This window comes from Micromonospora rubida (genome assembly GCF_009908295.1).
Classification (GTDB): Bacteria; Actinomycetota; Actinomycetes; order Mycobacteriales; family Micromonosporaceae; genus Micromonospora; species Micromonospora rubida.
The window spans coordinates 44,045-59,899 of the sequence record NZ_JAAALO010000011.1; the positions used below are offsets into that span (position 1 = coordinate 44,045).

General features: G+C 73.8%; 12 protein-coding genes and 2 pseudogenes. 4 read left to right on the forward strand and 10 right to left on the reverse strand.

Going from position 1 to position 15,855, the window contains the following annotated elements:
* Positions 1-10: 10 nt before the first annotated feature.
* Positions 11-1,423, reverse strand: a complete 1,413-nt coding sequence (locus GVV04_RS28295) for an FGGY family carbohydrate kinase (RefSeq protein WP_161692055.1) — start codon at positions 1,421-1,423, stop codon at positions 11-13.
* Positions 1,424-1,705: 282 nt separating this feature from the next.
* On the opposite strand from GVV04_RS28295, the gene GVV04_RS28300 reads away from it, so the two are divergent.
* Complete coding sequence (locus tag GVV04_RS28300; protein ID WP_161692056.1) at positions 1,706-3,637, forward strand: chorismate-binding protein; 1,932 nt, start codon at positions 1,706-1,708, stop codon at positions 3,635-3,637.
* Positions 3,638-3,714: 77 nt separating this feature from the next.
* On the opposite strand, the gene GVV04_RS28305 is transcribed toward GVV04_RS28300, so the two are convergent.
* Positions 3,715-4,107, reverse strand: a complete 393-nt coding sequence (locus GVV04_RS28305) for a DUF4190 domain-containing protein (RefSeq protein WP_161692057.1) — start codon at positions 4,105-4,107, stop codon at positions 3,715-3,717.
* A gap of 255 nt (positions 4,108-4,362) precedes the next feature.
* Positions 4,363-4,983 (reverse strand): NAD(P)H:quinone oxidoreductase, encoded by a 621-nt coding sequence (gene wrbA, locus GVV04_RS28310; RefSeq protein WP_161692058.1) that lies wholly within the window; start codon positions 4,981-4,983, stop codon positions 4,363-4,365.
* 109 nt (positions 4,984-5,092) lie between these two features.
* On the opposite strand from wrbA, the gene GVV04_RS28315 reads away from it, so the two are divergent.
* Entirely contained in the window at positions 5,093-5,587 is a 495-nt protein-coding gene (locus GVV04_RS28315; RefSeq protein WP_161692059.1) for a GNAT family N-acetyltransferase, read from the forward strand.
* 749 nt (positions 5,588-6,336) lie between these two features.
* Here GVV04_RS28315 and GVV04_RS28320 read toward each other — a convergent pair.
* Both GVV04_RS28320 and GVV04_RS28325 read right to left on the reverse strand, forming a co-directional pair.
* The gene (locus tag GVV04_RS28320; protein WP_328822621.1) at positions 6,337-6,705 is read right to left on the reverse strand and encodes a DUF3037 domain-containing protein; all 369 of its coding nucleotides are present in this window, start codon (positions 6,703-6,705) and stop codon (positions 6,337-6,339) included.
* Complete coding sequence (locus GVV04_RS28325; protein ID WP_161692060.1) at positions 6,702-7,460, reverse strand: HipA family kinase; 759 nt, start codon at positions 7,458-7,460, stop codon at positions 6,702-6,704. Before GVV04_RS28325 ends, GVV04_RS28320 begins: the two co-directional genes overlap by 4 nt.
* 189 nt (positions 7,461-7,649) lie before the next feature.
* Between GVV04_RS28325 and GVV04_RS28330 the strand changes: the two genes are divergently transcribed.
* On the forward strand, positions 7,650-8,807 hold the full coding sequence (locus GVV04_RS28330; RefSeq protein WP_328822622.1) for a winged helix DNA-binding domain-containing protein: 1,158 nt from the start codon (positions 7,650-7,652) through the stop codon (positions 8,805-8,807).
* Between the two features lie 469 nt (positions 8,808-9,276).
* Here the strand turns inward: GVV04_RS28330 and GVV04_RS34955 are convergent.
* From GVV04_RS34955 to GVV04_RS28355, 4 genes and pseudogenes are all read right to left on the reverse strand, one after another.
* Positions 9,277-9,474 (reverse strand): annotated as a pseudogene (locus GVV04_RS34955) (helix-turn-helix domain-containing protein); the annotation flags it as partial.
* 830 nt (positions 9,475-10,304) lie between these two features.
* Positions 10,305-11,282, reverse strand: a pseudogene (locus GVV04_RS28345) (MerR family transcriptional regulator); the annotation flags it as partial.
* A complete protein-coding gene (locus GVV04_RS28350) occupies positions 11,276-11,962 on the reverse strand; it encodes a HEAT repeat domain-containing protein (RefSeq protein WP_407938852.1) in 687 nt (228 codons plus the stop codon). The pseudogene GVV04_RS28345 and the gene GVV04_RS28350, both read right to left, overlap by 7 nt.
* 252 nt (positions 11,963-12,214) lie before the next feature.
* Positions 12,215-13,762: a golvesin C-terminal-like domain-containing protein gene (locus tag GVV04_RS28355; RefSeq protein ID WP_161692065.1), complete on the reverse strand. Its 1,548-nt coding sequence runs from the start codon at positions 13,760-13,762 to the stop codon at positions 12,215-12,217.
* A 298-nt stretch (positions 13,763-14,060) separates the two neighbouring features.
* On the opposite strand from GVV04_RS28355, the gene GVV04_RS28360 reads away from it, so the two are divergent.
* The gene (locus GVV04_RS28360) at positions 14,061-14,762 is read left to right on the forward strand and encodes a VOC family protein (protein WP_161692066.1); all 702 of its coding nucleotides are present in this window, start codon (positions 14,061-14,063) and stop codon (positions 14,760-14,762) included.
* A gap of 95 nt (positions 14,763-14,857) precedes the next feature.
* Here GVV04_RS28360 and GVV04_RS28365 read toward each other — a convergent pair whose 3' ends face one another.
* On the reverse strand, positions 14,858-15,829 hold the full coding sequence (locus GVV04_RS28365) for an oxidoreductase (protein WP_328822623.1): 972 nt from the start codon (positions 15,827-15,829) through the stop codon (positions 14,858-14,860).
* Positions 15,830-15,855 lie beyond the last annotated feature (26 nt).

Genomic DNA, 15,855 nt, shown 5'->3' on the forward strand with positions numbered 1-15,855 from the left:
GAACAGAAGATCAGGAAGGATACCGAGGGCCGCGCGGACCTGACGGGGTCGGCGAGGGTGCCTCATCCGTCCGGCCGATGTCGCGAAGCGCCACCGGCTCGTCCAGCCGGCCCAGCGCCACCCGGGCCGCGCCGGTCGCGCCGATCTCCGGGTCGGGCCGGTAGCGCACCCGGCGGGGCGCCAGGACGGCCGCGAACGACTCCCGCCACCACCCGGACGCGGCCAGCGCGCCGCCGCCCAGCACCACCTCGACCGGCCCGTCCACGGTGGACTCCAGCTCGGTCAGGTCGGCGGCGACCAGCCGGCAGATCCCGGACATCAGTCCGGCGAGGATGTCGACCGCGCCGGTGTCGAGGCTCAGCCCGCGCAGCTCGCCGGCGCCGGCCGGGGCGTGCCCGGGCGGCCGGTCGCCGCCGAAGCGCGGGTTGGCCGACACCCCGCCGCCCGGGGCGATCCGGGCCAGCGCGGCGTCCAGCTCGGCGCCCTCGGGCAGCCGCAGCTCCCGCCCGGCCCAGGCGAACAGGTTGCCCCCGCTGGAGTAGGCCGCCCCGGTGACCACGTGGTCGTAGTCGACCCGGTACCGCCACAGCCCGGCGGGCAGCGGCGGCGGCTCCGTGCCGGCCGGCACGGCCTGGACCAGCCGGACGGCCGCGGACGTGCCGACGGTCACCGCCGCCCGGCCGGGGCCCACCGCGCCGGAGCCGACGTTCGAGGCTGCCCCGTCCCCCACCGGCGCGGCCCAGGCCGCGTCGGCGAGCTGCGGCCAGCGGCGGGCGTGCTCCCGCCGCAGCCGGCCCCGCCAGCCGTCGGGGGCCAGCTCGGGCAGCTCCCCCGGGCCCGCGCCGGCCAGCTCGCACGCCTCGGCGTCCCAGGTCAGCGTGCCCAGGTCGAGCAGCCCGGTGCCGGAGGCCTCGGACACCGACATCGGGGCCGCGTCGAGCAGTGCGCCGAGCACGAACTCGGCCAGGCCGACGAAGCGGGCCGGCGGGGTCGAGGTGCGCTCCCGCAGCCAGGGCAGCCGGACCGACCAGTAGCAGCGGTGCCACCAGGTGCCGGTGCGCCGGTGGTAGGCGGCCTCGTCTGCCGGGCCGGTCGCGCCGGCCGGGGGCTCCGGGCGGGTGTCCAGCCAGGTGAGCACCGGGCCGAGCGGCTCGCCGGCCCGGTCCACCGGCAACACCGAGTGCCACTGGGCGGAGACGGCGACCAGCCCGACGTCGGGCAGGTGACCGCCGGCGGCCAGCTCGTCCAGGCACTCGGCGAGGCAGGCCAGGTAGGTGGGGCCGTCCAGGGTGCCGGCGCCGTCGTCGTCGACGGTAAGGCGCACCTTGCGGCGGGCGAGGGCGCCGGGCCGCGGGGTCGCGCCGGTGTCCAGCACGAGGCCCCGCACCGAGGAGGTGCCCAGGTCGAGGGCGAGGATGTCCATCGTCGATCACCGTACCCGCCGGCCGGCGTGGCGGCCCGCCGGTCCGCGTCACCGCAGGTGACCGCCGGCTGGTCCCGTACCCCGGGATCGGGTTCCGGGCGGGCGGCGGCGCGCGTAGGGTGATCGCATGCCCGCGCACCCGACCTGCTGGTGGCCCGCCGACCCGGCGGCCCACCCCCGCGCGTAGCTTCCCACGCGGCCGCCCGACAAGGCGGTCGCCGGTTCTCTCCCCCGGCCCAGGGCCGCCCCGACGGCGACGCCCGGCCACCAGGAGAAACCCCGATGACCAGCCCGCACGACCTGCTCGCCGCCGTCGCCCGCGGCGTCGACCCCGGCCCCTTCGCGCTCGTGCGCCGCGAGGGCGCCGACCATCTTGAGCTTTTCACCGGCACGGTACGCCCCGTCGACCGGCTCGCCGACGTCCCGCTGCCCGACGGGCCGCCCGGCCCCCGCACCCTGGCGCTGGTGCCCTACCGGCAGGTCACCGAGCGCGGGTTCGACTGCGTGGACGACGGCACCCCGCTGGAGTGCCTGGAGATCGCCGGGCACGCCCGGTTGCCCCTGGCCGACGCGCTCGCCGCCCTGCCCGACGCCCCGGTGGCCACCGCCGACGCCGGGTTCGACATCGCCGATGCCGAGTACGCCGACATCGTCGCCCGGGTGCTCGCCGAGGAGATCGGCCGGGGCGAGGGGGCGAACTTCGTCATCCACCGCACCCTGCGGGCCGCCGTGCAGGGCTCCCCGCTGGTCGCCGCCCTGGCCGCGCTGCGCCGGTTGCTGCTGCGCGAGCGCGGCGCGTACTGGACGTTCGTGGTGCACACCGGGACGCGGATCCTGGTCGGGGCCAGCCCGGAGCGGCACGTCAGCGTCGACGACGGGCTGGTCATGATGAACCCGATCAGCGGCACCTTCCGGCACGGCGGGACGGCGGACCGGGCGGCGCTGCTGCGCTTCCTCACCGACCCGAAGGAGGTCGACGAGCTGTACATGGTGCTCGACGAGGAGCTGAAGATGATGGCCCGCGTCGCCGAGCGCGGCGGGCAGGTCGTCGGCCCGTACCTCAAGGAGATGTCCCACCTGGCGCACACCGAGTACCTGCTAGCCGGGCGGGGCCGCCTGGACGTGCGGGACGTGCTGCGGGAGACGATGTTCGCCCCCACCGTCACCGGCAGCCCGATGGAGAACGCCTGCCGGGTGATCGCCCGGCACGAGACGACCGGGCGGCGCTACTACGCCGGGGTGCTGGCCCTGCTGGGCCGCGACGACGCCGGCCGGCAGACCCTGGACGCGCCGATCCTGATCCGGACCGCCGAGATCTCCCCCGCCGGCGAGCTGCGGGTGCCGGTCGGGGCGACCCTGGTGCGTCACTCCACGCCCTCCGGCGAGGTGGCCGAGACCCACGCCAAGGCCGCCGGGGTGCTGGCCGCCCTCGGCCTGCGCCCCGACGCCCCCGACCCGGGTCCCGGCCCGGTCGAGCGGCTCGCCGACGACCCGGAGGTACGGGCGGCGCTGGCCGCCCGCAACGCCCCGCTGGCCCGGTTCTGGCTGGATCAGCGGCCCACGGGGGCAGTGGCGCTGCCCGGGCTGACCGGCCGCCGGGCGCTGATCGTGGACGGCGAGGACACCTTCACCGGCATGCTCGCCCACCAGCTACGCGCCCTCGGGCTGGCCGTCGAGCTGACCCCGTGGCACGCCGCCGGCCCCACCGCCGGGTACGACCTGGTGGTGGCCGGGCCCGGCCCGGGCGACCCCCGGGCGGTGGAGCAGCCGAAGATGGCCGCCCTGCGCGGACTGCTCGCCGGGCGGCTCGCCGCCGCCGCCCCCACCCTGGCGGTGTGCCTGAGCCACCAACTCCTGGCCGGGCTGCTCGGCCTGCCGCTGCACCGGCGGGACGCGCCCTACCAGGGGTTGCAGCGGGACGTGATGGTCTTCGGAGCCAGCCGGCGGGTCGGGTTCTACTCCACCTTCACCGCCCTCGCCGACGCCGACCGGGTGGCCACCCCGTACGGGGCGGTGGAGCTGTCCCGCGACCCGGACGACCGCGCGGTGCACGCGCTGCGCGGGCCCGGCTTCGCCGGGGTGCAGTTCCACCCCGAGTCGGTGCTCAGCCGCGACGGGCTCGCGGTCCTGGCCGACGTGCTCGCCCACCTGCTATCGGTGCCGTCGGGCCGCTCGCCGGCCGGGCTGGGGCATGGGCCGACGCAACGGGGGTAGTGACCCGACGACCGGCGGCGTGGGCGGGCCGAGAGCCCCGTCCGCTTCGCGGTGGTCGGTGGGATCCCGCCGGCCGGTCAGTCGTTCAGCTTGTCGCGCAGGTCGTTGACCCGCTTTTCCACCCGGTCGACGGCCTTCTCGTTGTTGACGAACGTGCTGATCCCGGCCGCCAGGGCGAGCCCGAGCAGCACCGCGAGGGCGCTGAGCACCAGCCCGCCGATCGCCACGCCGCGTCCGGTCACCCCGGGCCGGGCCGCCATCTTCAACCCGACGATGCCGAGGATCACCCCGATCACGCCGAGCAGCAGACCGACCGAGGCCAGGATGGCGGTCAGCACGCTGAGCAGCCCGGCGACCCCGAACACCAGGGCGAAGGTCGCCGCGGCGCTGGTCTTGGCCCGGCCGCCGGCCGGCGACGGCTGGCGGCCGGTGGATCCGGCACCCCGGGCCGGCTCGTTTGACGCGGTCATCCCACACCTCGCATTCGTCGCGTCGATCCGTCCCGCCGCATCCCCGCTGTGTCGCCGCCCATGCCTCGCGAACGGCCCGCTTCCGCCCACGTACCATGCCCGGCCGCGCGCACCCGACGCCGGCCGGTCGGCGCACGAAGTTCGCCGACCGGGGGTAGGGACGCCGGCGACCGGTGGCCGGAAGCGGGTACGAGAGCCCCGTCCGGCCACCGGTCGCCGAACGGGAGGCGTCAGCCGGCGGCGCCGAACGAGGGGTCAGCCGGCGGCCAGGCCCTTCTTCAGCGCCGCGCCGATCCGCACCGCCCGCTTCGCGGTCAGCGCCGTCGCGCCGAGCGCCACGGCGTCCGGGGCCACCTCGCCGTTGTTGCTGGTGTGCGAGGCACCGTACGGGTTGCCGGCGATGAACTGGCTCGGGTCGGTGTAGCCGGGGGTGACCACGACACCGCCCCAGTGGTAGAAGGTCGTGAACAGCGACAGCAGCGTGGACTCCTGCCCGCCGTGCGTGGTCGCCGTCGAGGTGAACGCGGCGTACGCCTTGTCCGCCAGCGCCCCGTTCGCCCACAGCGGCCCGGTGGTGTCGATGAACTGCTTGAGCTGCGCGGCGATCATGCCGTACCGGGTCGGCGAGCCGAAGATCACCACGTCGGCCCAGGACAGGTCGTCGGGCTCGGCCTCCATGACCTCCTGGGTCTCCAGGCGGTGCGCCTGCCACCCCGAGTTGGAGCGGATCGCCTCGTCCGGCGCCAGCTCACGCACCTTGCGCAGGCGGACCTCCGCACCGGCCTCCCCGGCGGCCTCGGCAGCCGCGACCGCCATCTGGTATGTGATGCCGGTCGCGCTGTAGTAGATCACCGCGACCTTGATCTGGCCGTCCATCAGATGTTCCTCTCCTCGGTTCAGGTCAGCTCCGGCGCCTACCCGTTCCCCGCGACCGCAAACCCCGGGTCGGTGCCGCCGCCGGGCCGCGCGCTGGCATGCTCGACGCATGCTGATCAGGGAGGCCACCGCCGCCGACTGGCCCGGGATCTGGCCGTTCCTGCGCCGGATCGTGGCCGCCGGTGAGACGTACACCTGGCCCCGGGACGTCGACGAGGCGACCGCCCGGCGGCTGTGGCTGCCCGGCCCGCCGGCCCGCGCGGTCGTCGCCGTCGACGACGCCGCCGACGGGACGGTGCTGGGGACGGCGAAGCTGGCCCCCAACCAGCTCGGCCCCGGCGACCACGTGGCCAACGCGAGCTTCATGGTCTCCCCGGCCGCCGCCGGGCGCGGGGTGGGCCGGGCGCTGGGCGCGCACGTGCTGGACCTGGCCCGGGCCGAGGGCTACCGGGCGATGCAGTTCAACGCGGTGGTGGCCAGCAACGAGCGGGCGGTGGCGCTGTGGCGGTCCCTCGGCTTCGCGGTGGTCGGCCGGATCCCCGAGGGCTTCCGGCATCCGAGCCGGGGGTACGTCGACCTGCTCGTCATGCACCGCCAGCTCTGACCGTCGCCGGCCGGCCCTACCCCGGCCCCGGCGAAGTCGTGAAAGTCGGGCTCGGCAGGCCCCGGGGATGCGCGCGCTGCCGACATCATCGGACCCGTGCCGGGGCGGCCTACCCTCGTTCGGCCCCTGTGGAGCTGCCCCGTTTGTGCTACCGATGGAGCGGGCGCATGGACGGGGCAGCTCCATAGGGGCCGAAGGACAGGTCCCCGACCGGATCCGGGCCGCAATCGTCGGGCCGCCACCCGACTGCCCGGTGTGCGGGGCGGCCTGGGGCGGCGTAGCAGCGACCCGGGGCATCCACGCGAGAGGGGACATAGCTTAGGACGGGCAGACCGAGGCCCCGGCCAGGCTCTCGGAGACCACCGCCATCCGTGCGGCGAACAGGTCGCGTTGCACCTGCGCCAGCTCACCCCGGCGTCGACATCATCGAGCCCGGCAGCGGCATGGGCCGCAGCCACGCCGAAAGGTGACCGACAGTGATCGTCCGCTCAAGATTTGCGCAAGTTCCACGGTCGGCGGGCCCGGGCGGACCCGGCGAGCGCCATCCTGAGCGGACCGGCGCCGGCGGCCAGGGGGCCGTCGCCCCGCGCCGGGCGACCTGAACGGGGGATCGCGCTCCGCCGGCGACAGACCGGCGTAGCGCGATCAGGGGGGACCGCCGCCCACTCCGACCGGGTCGGGGTCAAGCCCGCGCTGGACGGGGGCCGTCGCCGCGGAACCACCTCCGGCCGGGTCCGCGCGGGGCGCGGTCAGCGGACCAGGGCGTCCAGCAGCCGGTCCAGTTCCGCCGCCGGGTCGGCGGTCAGCCCGGTGTGCACCGGGCTGGTCTGGATCATCGTGCTGCGCGGCGCGGCGAGCCAGCGGAACCGCTCCCCGTGCTTCATCCGCCCCGACGGCCCGTCCCCGGCACACGTCCGGTCCCAGGAGCTTAGCGCCGTCGCGACCTCGGCCAGGTCCACGTCCGGCGCGAGGGCCCGGACCCGGTCGGCGTCCAGGTGGGTACGCGCGGCGAGGAAGTCCCGCCCCTGGCAGTACAGGATCACCCCGACGTTGATCTGCTCGCCGCGCTCGACCCGGGGCACCAGCCGGATCATCGCGTACTCGAAGGGCTCTCTCACGCGGCGCTCCCCTGGGGCAGCCAATCGGCGGTGCGCGCGACCCGGCGGGTGAGGTGGTCGACGTACGCGGCGCGGGCCGCGTCGGCGGAGTCGAAGTCCAGCCCGGCCAGCCAGGCGTCGGGGACCAGGGCCAGCACCTCGGCCAGCAGCCCGGGGGTGACCCGGGGCGCCAGGTCCGCGTCGGCCTCGGCCAGCCGGCTCGCGTACGGGGCCAGCACGTGGTCGTCGGCCCGGTACGCCCGGTGCACCGCCTTTTCGGCGCGCGGCCAGTTGTGGTGGAAGTACAGGCAGGCCCCGTGGTCGATCAGCCACAGCTCGCGGTGCCAGATCAGCAGGTTGGGGTTGCGCCAGCTCCGGTCGACGTTCTCGGTGAACGCGTCGAACCACAGCACCCGGGACGCCAGCGTCGGGTCGACCAGGTGCGCCACCGGGTCGTAGCCGAGCGCGCCGGGCAGGAAGTCCATCCCGAGGTTCGGCCCCCCGCTGCCGCGCAGCAGCTCCTGCACCTCCTGGTCGGGCTCGGCCCGGCCGATCACCGGGTCGATGTCGAGAACGACCAGCCGGGGCACCGCCAGCCCGAGCCGGCGGGCCAGCTCGGCGCAGATCACCTCGGCGACCAGCGCCTTCGGCCCCTGCCCCGCGCCCCGGAACTTCGCCACGTACGTGCCGAGGTCGTCGGCCTCGACCACACCGGGCAGCGAGCCGCCCTCGCGCAGTGGGGTGACATACCGGATTCCGGTGACCTGACGGAGCACGAACCCACCCTAACCGGGCCGACACGGGAGCGGCCATCCGGGCACGCCCCCGGCTCACCGCGTACCACCCGCTCCAGCGGCCGGGCTGGTCACCACCGCCGACGGCCGGCTGGCCGGGCGCGGGGCCCGGCGGGTGTCGGTGCCCGGTCCTATGCTGTCCGTCGACCCGGACGGAAGGCGGCTGACCACGTGGCAACGAGCGGCGCGAGGACACGGACGGCGGCACCGGCCGGAAAGGCGGAGCTGACCGGCGCGGAGGCGCTCGCGCTGCGGACGGCCAGCCTGCTGCTGCGCCCCCATCCCACCGCCCGCCCCACCGACGTGGCCGGCGTGGTCGAGTGGTTCGGCGCGATGCAGGCGCAGGACGTGGCGAGCGGCATGTGGTCGCTCGGGCTGCGGCTGCCCGGCTGGACACAGGCCGACGTACAGGCGGCGCTGGAGCGTCGGGAGGCGCTGCGCACCTGGCCGATGCGCGGCACCGTGCACCTGGTGCCGTCCCGGGACGCCCGCTGGATGCTGGAGGTGACCGGGGCGCGCATCCTGGCCGCCGCCGGCCCCCGGCGGGCGTTGCTCGGTCTCAGCCTGGAAGACGTAGACCGGGCCGCCGACGTGCTCGGCGAGGCGCTGGCCGGCGGCGTCCGGATGACCCGCTCGGAATGCCTGGGCACGCTCAACGCGGCCGGCGTCGAGGCCACCGGGCAGCGCGGCTACCACCTGCTCTGGTACGCGGCCCAGCGCGGCGTCACCTGCATCGCCCCGCACGTCGGCACCGAGCAGACCTTCGCCCTGCTCGACGAGTGGGTGCCCGACCCGCACCGCCCCGACCGCGACGAGGCGCTGGGCATCCTGGCGCTGCGCTACTTCCGCAGCCACGGCCCCACCACCCGGCAGGACTTCGCCGGCTGGACGGGCCTGACCGCCGCCGACGCCAAGCGGGGCATCGCCGCCGCCGGGCCGGCACTGACCACCGTGACGGTCGACGGGGTCGAGGCGGTGGTCGACCCGGCCCTGCTCGACGCGCCCCGGGAGCCGGTCGACGACGTGCACACCCTGCCCGGCTTCGACGAATACCTGCTGGGCTACAAGGACCGGGCGCTGATGCTCGACGCGGCGCACAAGCAGGCGATCATCCCCGGCGCCAACGGGGTCTTCCAGTCCACGGTGGTGCGCGGCGGCCGGGTGGCCGGCACCTGGAAGCGGACGCTGACCAAGACGAAGGTGAAGGTCGCGGTGCGCCCGCTGGTCGACCTCGACGCCGCCACCCGGGCCCGGGTCGACGCGGCGCTGGAGGCGTACGCGGCGTTCGTCGGGCTGCCCCTGGCCGTCGACTGGGCCGCCGAAGCCTGACCCTCCGGTGTGGTTATCGCCGGGTCAGGCCGATGGTGGCGGCGAGGCGGGCCACGTCGGCGGCGATGGGGCCGGCGCGGAGCACGGCGGTGAGTGCGGTGTGGGCGGCGGGGCGGGTGCGGGTTTCGGCGGGGGCGATGGTGTCGGCGGTGATGAGGGCGCGGCCGGCGGCGTGGGGGTCGCCGAGGTCGAGGTGGGCGTGGGTGATGTCGATGAGGTGGGCGGCGCGGTGTTCGGCGGGGAGCCGGTGCCAGGTGTCGCCGCTGGTGGCCCGTTGGTGGGTGGTGACGGCCCGGTGGTGGTCGCCGAGGCGCATGGCGGTCAGGGCGCGGGCGAGTTCGACGGCGGTGGACCCGAAGCCGGTGCCGTCGTTGTCGTGATGGCGGTGCTCGCCGTGGGCGGTGGCGAGGTGGGCCGCGCGTTCGGTGAGTTCGCCGGCGGTGGTGTCGTCTCCGCAGGTGGCGGCGGCGAGGGCGGCGGCGACGGTTTCGATCACCGAGAGCCGGTCGAGGGTGCGGACGCCTCGCTCGACCTTGTCGACCCAGCTCTTCGACTTGCCGATCCGGTCGGCGAAGACCTGCTGACTCATTCCCCGGCGGTCCCGCAACTCCGCCATCCGCAGCCCGATCGGCAGTTCGTTGCCGGTGCGCCGGCCCGGCCCGGTCATCGCTCCCCCTCAGCCGGCGGCATGGCGTCGGTGGACTCCCCGCAGCACGGACACCACCGGGACTTGACCCGAAACGCGAGGAGCCCGAGCAGGAACCCCGGCACCAGCCCACCAAACACGATCGACACGACTTCGGAGATCACGAGGACCCTCGCTTTCTGACGAGGCAGAGGAGCGGTTCATGGGCGGCGTGCCGGTTCGCGATGTCATGACCAGCATGGGCCTCGGTGCGGCAAGCACCCATCCGCTTGGGAGGAGCGGGCCGGAACAAGACCAAGGCCCAAGCCCAACTCGACTACTTGGCCGCGCCGCCGCCGACATCACCCCACCGAAGCCTGTCCTGCCACACTGTCCCCCACCCCCACCCCCGCCCCCGCCCCCGCCCCCGCCCCCGCCCCCGCCCAACCTGCCCGCAGCCGTCCACGCAACGGTACTTGCGTTCCACTGCTTGGGATCGCTGAAGATCTTGGAGGGAAATGGCCCCTGGGGGGGCCAGATTCTTCCAAGATCTTGCATGGGGTCAGCCGTGGCCCGGGTGGGCGTCGGAAATGACGCTCGTAGGCGTGACGCGCGGTGTGAGGGGCCGGGGTCTCGGTTCGAGAACGATCTTCTGAAACGGCTCTGCCTGCGCTACTCCTGCCAGCAAGGGCGCGTCTCCGTTAGCCACCCCAGGCCGGGTGAGCCGCCCGGCTCTGCCCCGGGCCCTGGCATAGAGGCTGAGATCCGCGAGTTCATGGGGTGAGAGTTCCGGGCCGCGCCTCGGGTTCAGCCGTTGGACCGCTCTTCGAGCACTCGCTCAGGTCCACCGTGGAGGGCCTGACGAACACGAGGGCCGAGGCGGTGAGGGCGACAGTCCGATCATCGTCTTGGGCCAGTTGCCGCAGGATCCCCTGGGCGATGGTCGCCGGCATCTCGGCGAGTGCCTGGGTCAGGCGTATCCGCACCGCAGAGTCCGCAGGGTGTGCGGCGAGCTCGTCGACCAGCGCACTCATGATCCGGTCCGCCCACCCGGGGTCCAGGGACAATGCGCCCAGGATCTCGGCCGCCTCGACGTCGTTCGTGCCCTCGACCACCATGCCAACGAGTGTCGGCACGGCTGAGGTCGCGCCACGCGTACCCAGTGCCAGAGCGGCATGCCTGCGCACCGTCGTATCCGAGTCCCCGAGTGCGTCCGCGAGCACCGCGGTCGCCTCGTCGCCGGGCATCTCGGCGATCGCCAGGACCGCGCGCCGCCGGACCTCGACGTTCTCCGAGTACACGCCGGATGCCACGCTGGTCACAGCGTCCCCGCCCGCCCGCGCGAGGGCCCACCGCAGGGCGCCGGCGACGGTCGGGTCGGATTCGGCGAGGACCGCCCCAGCCAGCAGCTCGGTGGGAACCGGCACGTCCTCGGCCGGGGCCAGGACGGTCTGCTGTCGGCGCGCGGCACTGGGCGAGTCGAGCCCGTGCAGGAGCTCGACGATGCGCAGGACGCCCTGCCAGCCGGAGGGCGCCGAGGCATCGACCGTACGGAGTCGTTCGAGTAGCTCCCGCTCGCGCTTCAGTCGGTCTTCGGTCCGTCGGATGAGGTCGCCGACCAGTGCGGACGGCGCGAAGGCGGGATCCTCCAGGGCGCGTCCGATCTGTCGCAGCGAGAGTCCCAGGGACCGCAGACTCTCCACGTGGAAGATCCGGCGGATGTCCTCGGCGGAGTACTCGCGGTAGCCACCCACGGTACGGCCCGTTGGTCGCACCAGCCCGAGGGAGTCGTAGTGCCTGAGCATCCGGGTGCTCACCCCCGAGCGGCGGGCCACCTCGCCGATCAGCACGCCGTTCCCTCGCCCCGCTCCGGGCCGAGGGCGACGATCCGTTTCGCCTCGTCGACGGCGGGGTCGGAACCGGCATCCGGGTCGCGTAGGAGCCGCTGCGTGGCGCGGGCATGCGCACACACCGTCGGGTCGCCACTCGCCATTGCCGTCCCCAGGGCCGGCTCGATCACGTCTCCGAGTGCGACGAGTGCTCGGCTGAGACTCCGTTGCACATGCCGGTCGCCGCGACCGAGTTGAGCGGCCAGCTCCGCCGCCAGCCCTTCCCGTTCCCCGGCGGGCACGAGGACGACGGCAGCACGCCACGCGCTTCGCGCGACCTCGTCATCGGCGTCCCGCAGCAACGACCGCGTGATCGCGGGCCACGCGCTCCCGTCCCCGATCTTGGACAGCGTATGCAACGCCTGGCTTCGGGCCTGAGCACACTCGGAACGCAGCTCCGCGCGGAGTCTGGGCACCGTGATCTCCGACGGGAGACGGGTCAACGCCCAGGTGAGCATGTCGCGCACGAAGAAATCCGGCTCGACCACGCACCGCTCCACGAGCACATCGACGAGGCCGGGATCGGCGTGCGTGCCAACCGCCAGAGCCGCCCGGAGCCGCACCGACGGGTTTCCGGCACCCAACGCGTCGAGCAGGCGCGCGTCCTGTGAATTCCGGTGTGTCGAGTCGACGGGGACCACCTCCTGCACCCAGTGAAGACCCTGTCACGGTGTCAACGTCAAGTACGGGAGGCCCGGGGCGAGCAGAGACTCGGCCCGGAACGCCCAGCAGGACATCCGTTCCCCCAGGCGTTGGTGGCGGCTCCGCCGAATGAGGGGTGGGCAACTGCCGTAGCGGTAGTCAGGAAGGGCCCCCTGCCAGATAGCAGGGGACCCTTCCTTGCGCAAATCGTTGCCGCGCTGGTGCCCTGTCCGGGCTACCGCGCTGCCGCGCTAGACGCGGGTGATGCGGATGGCGTCGGCGATCACGAGACCGGTGCTACCGGACCACCGGCTGATGCCCACCTTGTTGGCGTCCCCGGCGGCCAGGGTGAAGTTGCCCAGCGAGCGCCATCCACCACCGTTGGCCGACTGGTTCACGTTGACCGTCTGGTTGCCGCTGCTGGTCACCACGACGTAGGGCGTGGTGGCGTTGTAACCGGCGACGGCCGGGTACCAAACCTCCACCCGGTAGGTGGCGGTGGCCGGGATGTTGACCTTGTACCAGGCGGCGTCGCTCGCCGCGACCGGGTCGGCGAACCGGTAGTCGGCACCGTAGCGCTGCGACGAGTACGACGAGGTGCCCCAGTTGGCGCTCGCGGTGAACCGGCCGGCGGTGGTGTTGTCCACGATCGTCGACCAGGTCGGCGGGGGCGTGGTGGTGCCGGTGACGAGCTGCATGTAGTAGGTCCAGTTCCAGTTCGGACCCGGGTCGGTGTGGGTGGCGCCCGGCACCTGGTTGTGACCGATGATGTTGCTGCGGGTCTTCGGGATGCCGTACTTGTCGCACAGGTACCGCGTCAGCGCGGCCGACGACCGGTACATCGCGTCGGTGTACCACGAGGCGTTGTCGACGTAGCCCTCGTGCTCGATACCGATCGACTGGGTGTTGTAGGTCCAGTTGCCCGCGTGCCAGGCGACGTCCTTGTCGCGCACCATCTGGGTCACCGCGCCGTCGGAGGAGCGGAGCAGGTAGTGCGCGCTGGTGCCGGCGGCTGCGTTCTGGAACCAGTTTATCGAGCCGGCGTAGCTGCCCTGCATGGTGTGGATGACGACGTAGTTGATCGGGTACGACGACTCGCGGCTGGAGGCCGTGTAGTTGGACGAGTTCGCCGCCACCCAGGCCGCCGGGCCGTAGTCGGTGCTCAGGGTGCCCATGTCGGCGGCGCCCACCGGCGCCACGTCGGCGTAGTCACCCCGCTGGGGCGCGACCGGACGGCCGTCCACGGCAACCTCGCCGGTGGCCGTGGACGCCCTGAAGCCGCTGCCGAGCAGGTCGTACACGGCGTCGGCGTACAGCCGGGCGGTGGCCTTGTCCGACGAGCCGCCGTAGCGGGCGATCAGGCCGTACCACTGGTTGACGTCGTCGCGCTGCACCGCGGTGAGCCCGGCCTGATCGGCGTACGAGCGGAGCACCGCCGCCGCGCCCGCGACGTTCGCCGCGTCACGGGTACGCAGCTCGGTGCGGTCCAGTCGGGCACGGCGCGCGGCCTCGTCGAGGGTCCGCACCTTCGGGTTGCTGGTCAGGTGCATCACGCCGTACCCGCCGGAGGCGCTGGGCTCGCCGTTGTGGCCGTCCAGCCGGGTCTCCGCGTACCCGAGCGCGGCGAGCAGGTCGCGCGGCACGTCGGAGCGGGCCGCAGCCCGGTCGAAGGCGCCAGCGAGCGTCTCCGCGCCTTGCTGCGGCGCGGCCAGGGCTGGCTGGCCGGTCAGGCCGATCATCAGGATCATCGCGCCGCCGAGCAGTTGGCTCACCCGACGTGGGGGTCTCCGAACAGTCACCGTCACTCCTCGTCGCCTACAAAGGGCGACTGTGATCATGCCGCCCGGGTTGCCGCACCATACAGCGCGACGTCCGTCTATGTCGAGACCTTGCATCGGACTCGCCGGTCATGAAGAATTCCTTCACCCGGCGGACATCGGGACACCATCGGTGTGCCGCCCGGACCTGCCGGTGAGTCAGACCAGCCCGGCCACCCACCCCACCGTCCCCACCGTCCGCCCGGCCTTCCACGGGATCAAACGGGGCCGCCGCTGACCGGTGCGGGCGGGCCGTCGGCCCGGCCGGCATGATGGCCGGATGATCGCGCGCTTCAAGGACCTCTGCATGGACGCCAACGACCCCCTCCGGTTGGCCGGCTTCTGGGCCGGTGTGCTCGACGGCGAGGTGGTCGACACCGGCGACGGGGACGCCCGGATCGACCCCCGGAGCGGCCCCGGCGCCGAGTCGATCTGGGTCAACCGGGTGCCCGAGCCGCGCGCCGCCAAGACCCGGGTGCACCTCTACCTGCGGCTGGCCGGGCCGGAGCCGACGGAGCTGTTGGCGGCCGGTGCCCGGCTGGTCCGCGAGCCGGACGTGGAGGTGAGCTGGTGGGTGCTGGCCGACCCGGAGGGCAACCAGTTCTGTGCCTTCGCCCCCGGGGAGGGCTCCCGGCCGGGGACGTTCGAGCTGGTGGTGGACAGCGCCGACCCGGTCGCCCAGGCAACCTGGTGGGCGGGGATCGTCGGCGGCCGGGCGGAGACCACCGAGGAGGGCGCAGCCGCCGTCCTTGGCGCGGCGGGCTTCCCCTGGGACCGCTGGGTCTTCGACCCGGTGCCGGAGCGTAAGCGGGTGAAGAACCGGGTGCACTGGGACGTCGACCTGACCGGCCCCGACGCCACCCGGCTGATCGCCGCCGGCGCGACGCTGTTGCGCGAGCCCGACGCCGACACCGGCTGGTGGGTGCTGGCCGACCCGGAGGGCAACGAGTTCTGCGCCTTCGCGCCGCGCCCCAACCCCTGAGCTGCTCAGCGCCCGCCCGGCGGCAGGAGCGATCCGACCCGGGGCGCCGGCCCGGAGCCGTGCAACCAGCAGCGCCACGTCATAGGCGATGAACGCTACGGTTGGCGTGCCGATGTCGCGGTGGGCAACTCGTAGGTCACGCCGGTAAGGCGTTCGGAGAGCTGCCACAGGCGACCGGCTGTGCCGGTGTCGCGGATGGCGCGCTCACGAGTACGACGTGTGGGCTCACCACGCAGCTGCAGCAGCCCGTCGGGAACGATGTAGCTGCCCCCGGGCAGGTCCGACACGGTCGCCGCGTACAGGGAGGTCTTCGCCCCTTCCGGGGTGGGTCGGAAGGCCACGCGCACGAGCAGGCGCGCGACGGTCGCGTAGAGCCGTCCTCTGTCGCTGTTGGCGCCGCCGGTGAGCACGTTGGTACGAGTGAGTCCCGGCGCGACGGCCATGCTGCGCAGCTTCAGCCCGGCGGCGTCCGCCCGGCGCTGGAGTTCTATTGCGAAGTAGAGGCCGGCCCGTTTGGACTGCACGTAGGCGAACGCCGTCCAGTAGCTGCGCTCGGCGTTGAGGTTGCCCAAATCGAAGCGGGCAAAGCGCTGCCCCTCGCTGCTGACGGTGACCACCCGTGGATCGGGCGCGGCAAGCAAATGAGGCAGAAGCAGGCCGGTCAAGGCGAAGGTGCCCAGGTGGTTGATGCCGAACTGCGACTCGAACCCGTCCGCGGTCAGCGCGAAGGGCACCATCGCCACCCCGGCGTTGTTAATCAACAGATCGAGCCGATCGCGGTCCCACCCGGCGGCGAACTCTCGGATGGAGGTCAGGCTGCCCAGGTCCACCCGGCGAAGTTCCAGGCGAGCGCCGGGCACCTCGCCCTGCATACGGGTGAGCGCGGCCTGGCCACGTTCGGGGTCACGGCAGGCCAGCACGACGTGCGCGCCACGGCGGGCCAGTTCACGGGCCGTAACGTAGCCGATGCCGCTGTTGGCTCCGGTCACCACCGCGACTCGCCCGGACTGGTCGGGGATGGTGCGGAGGGTCCAAGAGGGAGAGTTTTGCATGATCTTCCGCCTCACGGGAGCAGGATGACGGTATCGCAACT